General features: G+C 71.2%; 9 protein-coding genes. 4 read left to right on the top strand and 5 right to left on the bottom strand.

The genetic code is table 11. From position 1 onward, the window contains the following. Window positions 1-2 precede the first annotated feature (2 nt). Both ACR2FV_RS11720 and ACR2FV_RS11725 read left to right on the top strand, forming a co-directional pair. Window positions 3-272, top strand: a complete 270-nt coding sequence (locus tag ACR2FV_RS11720) for a type II toxin-antitoxin system ParD family antitoxin (protein ID WP_434015875.1) — start codon at window positions 3-5, stop codon at window positions 270-272. Further along, window positions 155-832 (top strand): type II toxin-antitoxin system RelE/ParE family toxin, encoded by a 678-nt coding sequence (locus ACR2FV_RS11725; protein ID WP_434015876.1) that lies wholly within the window; start codon window positions 155-157, stop codon window positions 830-832. Before ACR2FV_RS11720 ends, ACR2FV_RS11725 begins: the two co-directional genes overlap by 118 nt. A gap of 198 nt (window positions 833-1,030) precedes the next feature. On the opposite strand, the gene ACR2FV_RS11730 is transcribed toward ACR2FV_RS11725, so the two are convergent. Then, complete coding sequence (locus ACR2FV_RS11730; protein WP_434015877.1) at window positions 1,031-1,525, bottom strand: hypothetical protein; 495 nt, start codon at window positions 1,523-1,525, stop codon at window positions 1,031-1,033. A gap of 206 nt (window positions 1,526-1,731) precedes the next feature. Between ACR2FV_RS11730 and ACR2FV_RS11735 the strand changes: the two genes are divergently transcribed. Together ACR2FV_RS11735 and ACR2FV_RS11740 are read left to right on the top strand one after the other, a co-directional pair. Then, window positions 1,732-1,974 carry a type II toxin-antitoxin system VapB family antitoxin gene (locus ACR2FV_RS11735; protein WP_434015878.1) on the top strand — a complete coding sequence of 81 codons (243 nt, stop codon included), beginning with the start codon at window positions 1,732-1,734 and terminating at the stop codon, window positions 1,972-1,974. Then, entirely contained in the window at window positions 1,971-2,354 is a 384-nt protein-coding gene (locus ACR2FV_RS11740; protein WP_434015879.1) for a type II toxin-antitoxin system VapC family toxin, read from the top strand. Before ACR2FV_RS11735 ends, ACR2FV_RS11740 begins: the two co-directional genes overlap by 4 nt. Window positions 2,355-2,382: 28 nt before the next feature. Here ACR2FV_RS11740 and ACR2FV_RS11745 read toward each other — a convergent pair whose 3' ends face one another. From ACR2FV_RS11745 to ACR2FV_RS11760, 4 genes are read right to left on the bottom strand one after another with little or no spacing between them, the layout of a single operon-like run. Further along, window positions 2,383-2,952 carry a type II secretion system F family protein gene (locus tag ACR2FV_RS11745; RefSeq protein WP_434015880.1) on the bottom strand — a complete coding sequence of 190 codons (570 nt, stop codon included), beginning with the start codon at window positions 2,950-2,952 and terminating at the stop codon, window positions 2,383-2,385. Window positions 2,953-2,962: 10 nt separating this feature from the next. Next, entirely contained in the window at window positions 2,963-3,724 is a 762-nt protein-coding gene (locus ACR2FV_RS11750) for a type II secretion system F family protein (RefSeq protein ID WP_434015881.1), read from the bottom strand. Then, window positions 3,724-4,860 carry a TadA family conjugal transfer-associated ATPase gene (locus tag ACR2FV_RS11755; RefSeq protein WP_434015882.1) on the bottom strand — a complete coding sequence of 379 codons (1,137 nt, stop codon included), beginning with the start codon at window positions 4,858-4,860 and terminating at the stop codon, window positions 3,724-3,726. Before ACR2FV_RS11755 ends, ACR2FV_RS11750 begins: the two co-directional genes overlap by 1 nt. Then, window positions 4,857-5,600, bottom strand: coding sequence for a cellulose synthase operon protein YhjQ/BcsQ (locus tag ACR2FV_RS11760; RefSeq protein WP_434015883.1), 744 nt, complete (start codon window positions 5,598-5,600; stop codon window positions 4,857-4,859). Before ACR2FV_RS11760 ends, ACR2FV_RS11755 begins: the two co-directional genes overlap by 4 nt. Window positions 5,601-6,189: the final 589 nt, after the last annotated feature.

Below are 6,189 nucleotides of genomic sequence, written 5' to 3' on the forward strand. Positions count from 1 at the left end.
CCATGCGAACCACCCGACAGCTCAGCATCACGTTGCCCAACGAGATGGCAGACGTACTGCGCGAGCGCGTCCAGTCTGGTGAGTACGCCAGCGAAAGTGAAGTTGTCCGGGAGGGCCTTCGGGCATTGTGGGCGCGGGACCAGGCGGTCGAGGCATGGCTGCACAGCGAGGTCGCCGAGGCGTACGACGCCCTCGTCGCCGACCCCTCGCGCGGCATCGAGGCCGACATGTTGCGAGTGCGTCTGACCCGGAAGCGGACCGCGGCACAGTGACGTACCGCGTGGTTTTCACACCGGAGGCCGAAGACCACTTGAAGGATCTCTACCGGTACATCGTCGACGCTGCGGCACCCCAGATCGCGGCGGGCTACGTCGACAAGGTCATCACATACGGCGAGGGGCTCGCCGAGTTCCCGCACCGAGGTCTCGCTCGCGATGACATCAGGGCCAGCCTCCGCATCACGAGCTACAAGAAGCGCACCGTCGTGGCCTTTGCGGTGCTCACGCCTCCGATCACGATCTGTCGACAGAACTGGGTGCGGAGAAGCTGGACGATGCCTCCTGGCTGCGCCGACTCTCCGGCCTGCTGCGGGGCCGATACGACTGGACATCCGCCCACACCGCCCGAGCCGTGCGGGAGGCTCAGGCGCACCTCGTCCAGACCGGCCGTCCCGCAGAACAGGAGTACGGACCGGTCGCCGGCTACGCCTCGCATCTGGTCGACCGAGTGCCATCGCGCGAGGCCGCTTTCACCGCCAAGTGCGCGCATGGCTGCTCCTCGGACTGCTCTTCACCTGCGGCGGAATCTGGGGTCTGTTGGCCGGCACCGGTGACCGGACTGCCTACGGAGCGCTCGCCCTCGGTGTGTCGCAACTGATCGCCGCTGGGTGGGAGTGGAAAGCTGCCGGAAAGGACGCCACCGGCCACCTAGCGAGCGGCCCAACTGCAAAATGAGCAACCCGGAGAGGGCGCGGAGCTGGAACTCTCGTCTGCGCCGTCGTCGCCCCACTCGGGTCCGATGGACCCGACCCTCAGGACAACGCGGCACAGAGGTCGACCGTCCTACCCTCCTGCGACACGATGGTGTACACCCCCTCCGGTGAGATCGTGTAGACGAGGCGTCCCACATACAAGACCAGGGACGGACCCGCGGGGACGTCGGTGGGGAACAGGGCCAGGACGAGGTTGCCGCTCGCCGACTGGGTCTGCGTCCCGTCCGGCGCCACGGAGACCAAGCGGACCTGCGTCCCACGCGTGGGCTGGACCAGACTCTCGGACGTGGCGAGGTTCGTGATCGTGAGGGGTCCGTTCCGTCCCGCGAACAGCACACCGTCGCCGAAGTCCGTGCGGGAGGGCGCCGGGAACTCCAGTCGGACGGGGAACTCGCACGCCACACCGGCGGGGAAGTCGGCAAGGATCATCTCCTCGTCCTGAGCGGATGCTCCCGAGCTCAGGAGCAGCACGCTGACCGCGGCCATCCCTACCGCGGCGCGGAGGCGGTATGTCGTGCGCCGATAGACGTTCATGGTGTTCTCCCTGCCGTCACGCCCGGCACACCGCCGAGCTGATCCCCCCAGGCAATCACCGTCGGTTCGCCGCCACCATGCACGGCCCTACTCATTGTGCCTGCGCGATGTACTCAACCGCTGGGGAAGCAGCAGCGCGGTTCACGAGGAAGCACGTTGCACACCATGCGACGGCCTGTTCTACCGTCTGACGGTAGAATACGTGAATGACGACGATGAACATCAAGGACCCTGAGGTGCACCGGCTTGCTCGGGAGCTGGCGGCCCGGCGCGGAACCTCCGCCACGGGCGCGGTGCGAGAGGCCTTGCGCGAGGCGCTGGCCGGCGAGGAGGCACGTCGCAGCGGGACCGCACAGCGGTTGCTCGAGCTGGCAGCGCAGAGCCGCACCATCGACCAACCCCTGCTGACCGATGCCGAGCTCTACGACGGACACGGCCTCCCTCGATGATCCTCGACACGTCGGCCGTCGTCGCGATCCTGCAGGCGGAGCCGGAGGCCGACAGATTTGCCCAGCTGCTGGAGTCGGCTGATCGGGTGCACATCTCGGTCGCCACCGTGCTTGAGGCATCACTCGTGGTCGGCCCGCCGCGGCAGCGTCTGCTCGATGACTTCCTCACGATCGCGGGCGCGGTCACGGTGCCCGTCGACGATGACCAGCTCGCGCTTGCCAGGACCGCCCACCTGCGGTTCGGCCGAGGCTCCGGGTCTTCGGCCAGGCTCAACTTCGGCGACTGCTTCGCCTACGCGCTCGCGCAGGTGACCGGTGAGGAGCTGCTCTTCAAAGGCGATGACTTCGGTCATACGGACGTGCGGAGTGCGGACGGCTGAGTCCGACCCTCGGAGGGGAGGGCCATGCTTACACCGAACCCACCACCTCTTGGGCCAGGGCCAGCACGACCGGGACGACCGTCGTCAGCAGGAAGGCGGGCAGGAACGCCAGGCCGAGGGGCAGCACCAGCCGCACGGCGAGCCGGGCAGTGGCCACCTCGATGCCGGCGAGCGTGTCCCGGCGCAGGTCGGTGGCGGTGTCGGCCAACAGCTGGGCAGGTGGCACCCCTGCCGTGGCCGCCAGGGCCAGGGCGCGACGCGCGGGGGCCCAGTGGACCGGCGCCTGGCCCCAAGCAGCGTCCTCATCCAGGCCCCACGCCAGGGCGGCGGTGACCGAGCCCAGCTCGCGCCCAGCGCGACCACCCACGACCGCGGCCACCCGCTGCACCGCAGACTGCACGTCGGCCCCGCCGCGCAGGGCCAGCGAGAGCAGGTCGAGGACCTCCGGAACGCTGGTGCCGAGGTGATCGTCGCCGCGCCTGGCGCCACATTTCGCCCTCCGCCCGGCAGGCCGCCACGCGGCGTTGGGTCGGGGCCACATCAGTACCGCGCCTGCCGCCACAGCCGCGGCGGCGAGAGCGGTCAACGTGGCCGTCATCGCCCGGCCATCATGCGACCTCGGCCTCGACGCGCCGGACCATCCGCTGCACGATCCAACGCCCGAGGACGATCAGCAATCCGCCGACGAGCAGGCAGGCGAAGGCGACCGGGGTGCCGTAGAGCCGCACCGGGTCCAGCCCGAGCACCGGCGCTACACCGATGCCCCCGATGGGCAGCAGGGTCAACAGTGTGCTGGTCGCCCTCGTGCCGGCGGTGGCCGAGGCCAGCCGCTGCTGGGTCTGGGTGCGATCGCGAGACGACCGGGCGGTCTGCTCGACGGCGTGGGACAGGGAGCACCCGAGCCGCTCACTGACCGCCCAGGCGCGAGCCAGCGTCGCCAGATCGGGATGGCCGGTGCGCTCGGCGACGCGCTCCCACGTCGCACCGGCGGAGCCTCCCGCGGCGGCCGCCTGGGTCACCGGCGCAAGCGTCTGCGCGAGGTGCCCCCCGCCCCCGGCGGCCAAGGAGACTCGCAGCGCCTCTCCTGGCGTGAGCCCTGCCCGCAGCGCGGGGGCCAACGCGTCCAACAGACCCAGCACCTCGGCGTCGGTCACCTTCTCGGATCGGATCCGCCAGCCACGTGGGCTCAGCCGACGGGCCGATCCGAGGATGTCCAGCGCACGGTTCGGAGGAGCCGGTGCCGGGTCCAGCGCCGGCGATCCCCGTGGGTGCGCGATCGCCGCGAGGGCCCGGGCGCCCGCTTGCCCCGGCCATACCAGCACGGCGAGCGCCGTCAGCGCCGGGGCAAGCAGTGCTGCCGAGGTCAACATCACGGGCTCCCATCGAGCAGTCTGCGCAGCTCGGAGTGACCGGGCCCGGTGACCATGCCAGCCAACCCTCGGGTGAGTGCCGGACGGACGACGGCCTCGGCTCCCCGCCCCTGCAGCACCGCCACCTCGTGGACCCGCCGCACCCCGTCGCACCGAGTCAGCTGCACCACCACCTGGATCGCGGAGCCGACCTGAGCGCGCACTGCGGCGGTGTCCATGCCGGCCAACGCCCCCAGCGCCTCGAATCTGGCCAGCACGTCACCGGCCGAGTTGGCGTGGACTGTCCCGCACCCGCCCTCGTGGCCGGTGTTGAGCGCGGTGAGCATCTCGCGGACCTCGGCGCCGCGGACCTCGCCGAGGACCAGGCGGTCGGGGCGCATCCGCAGGGACTGGCGCACCAGCGTGGCCAGCGTGATCTCGCCGCGCCCCTCCACGTTGGGACCGCGCCCCTGCAGGTGCACGACGTGCGGGTGTGCGATGCGCAGCTCGCGAGTGTCCTCGACCACGACGATGCGCTCGCGAGCCGGCACGAGCGCGAGCAACGCGGCCAGCAGGGTCGTCTTGCCGGTGCCCGTGCCTCCCCCGATCACGAAGGAGACCTGTCGCCGGACGAGCGCGGTCAGCACCTGCGCCAGGTCGTCGTCGAGCATGCCCCAGTCCCGCAGGTCCCCCAGAGCGGGCACGACCCGGCGAGGGATCCGCAGGCTGACGTGCGCAGCCCCTTCGACCAGGGGCGGGAGGACGGCATGCAGCCGGACGCCGCCCGGCAGCAGCCCGTCGACGTAGGGTGCCGCATCGTCCAGGCGTTGTCCTGCCAGCCCCGCCAGGCGCACGGCGAGCCGGCGCAGCGACCGGTCGTCGGTGAGGCTGACGGTGGTGGCCTCCAGTCCGCGACCTCGATCCACCCACACCCCACGGTCTCCGTTGACCAGCACATCGCTCACCCGCTCGTCGGCGACCAGCTCCTGCAGGGGCCCCAGACCGAGCAGCGTCGTATGCAGCTGCTCCCGCAGCTGGGCGCTGCCCTCGCTGCCCAGGCGCACCGTGTGCGTGGCGGCCACCTGCTCGACCCGCTCCACGGTGGGCAGGCGGCCCCGGCGGATCTGCGCCACCACGGCCGGGTCGACCCCACTCATGCCGCGCCTTGGTCCCCGACCAGGATCGAGGCCAGGATCTCGTCGGCCACCCGCTGCACCGGACCTGACCTGGCTCCCACCGGGGCACCGGCGTTGAGGGCGCGATGGACCTCCGGGTCGTCTCGGAGCACGCCCAGCACGGGCATGTCGAGCGCCCGGGCCACGGCAACGGTCGGCGGGACGTCGTGGGTGCTGCGCACCAGCGCCCCCGCCAGGTGGGGGGCCGGCACCCATCGGGACAGACCCAGCGCATCGAGTCCGGCCATCGCGGCCGCCATCCCGGTCACCCCGGCGCCGACCACGGCCACGACGTCCGTGCAGCCGCGCAGCCAGGGCCGGGCTCCGCGACGCCCTGGGCCGGGCAGGTCCACGACCGTGACATCCACCGCCGTCGCGAGCTGGCACCAGAGCGAGGGGTCGGGGGCCGACTCGGCCGCACGCGGCAGCGCGCGGCCCCAGGTCAGGACCGCGCATCCGGCAGCAGTGTGCAGACGGGACAACACGGCCTCGATGTCCACCTCGCCCCTTGTCTGCGCGAGCTGTGCCCACCCGAGGTCTCCCTGCAGGTCGTCGCCCAGCAACAGATACAACCCACCACCGAGCGGGTGTCCGTCCACGAGCAACACGGTGCGCCCGGCCTGCGCAGCTCGCACCGCGAGTGCAGCCGATACGGTCGAGGCGCCGACGCCGCCGGAGAGCCCGACGACGCCGATGACGCTTGCTTCGGATGTGGTGTGCATGACCTCACGCTGCTGCGAGAGGATGCTCGACGCCAGAACCCGGCCCGGGACTGTGGACGGTCGGGGCTACGGGTCGAGGATGTGGACGACCGGTGCTGCCTCGCATCTGGGGGCAATGCATAGTCCACGCTGAACAGCCCACCGGCCGGACCGGAACGGGACCGTGCAACGCACCGCAAAGTAGGGGACGGCCCCGGCTGGGGGGGTAGCCGGGGCCGTCGACGTTCAGGACCTGGGGGGGTGGCCCCGAACGCCCGCGCTCGACCCCTAAGGGGAGCGCTGTGACTCAAGTATGCACCTGCATCGCCGCGATCTGCAAGCCACCACGGCGACGCGTCGCCACACCGACCGCAGGGGATAGGAACAGATCGATGACGTCCTCGGACGTGCGAAGACGCCCCGTTGCCGAGGCGTCTTCGCGGCGGTGGCGCCTGAGCGATCAGAGCGTGCTCTCAGCCGTCCAGGTGGGTCAAGCCCACCAGGACCGGTCCATCAGTGGACTGCCCGCGCGTGGGTCCTCGAACTACCGCCGCCGGAGGCTCCCGACGAGTCGGAAACCTCACCCATAGGTCTACACCCGCGTCCCGTT

This window comes from Ornithinimicrobium sp., assembly GCF_051004135.1.
Lineage (GTDB): Bacteria > Actinomycetota > Actinomycetes > Actinomycetales > Dermatophilaceae > Ornithinicoccus.